1 pseudogene is annotated in these 202 nt (G+C 67.3%); it reads left to right on the top strand.

Annotated elements, in window-relative coordinates:
• Window positions 1-202 (top strand): annotated as a pseudogene (locus OZ411_RS43325) (peptidylprolyl isomerase); the annotation flags it as partial.

The raw sequence follows: 202 nt of genomic DNA, 5'->3' as shown, positions 1-202 counted from the left end.
TGCTCAGCCAGGCGGTGCGGTTGATGCTCGCCAACCGCCTGGTGCTGCAGGAGGTCGCGGCCAAGAAGTGGGATCAACAGCCCGCCATCGCCGAGCAGCTCGACCGGGTGCGCGAGAGCGCGGTCGCCGAACTCTATCTGCAGCAGGTCTCGACCCCGCCGGCGAGCTTCCCGAGCGAGGACGACCTGCAGAAGGTCTATGA

It is taken from the genome of Bradyrhizobium sp. Arg237L, assembly GCF_029990105.1.
Lineage (GTDB): Bacteria > Pseudomonadota > Alphaproteobacteria > Rhizobiales > Xanthobacteraceae > Bradyrhizobium.
Note: the sequence above shows the minus strand (reverse complement) of the source record. Positions and strands in the feature narration are given on the sequence as shown.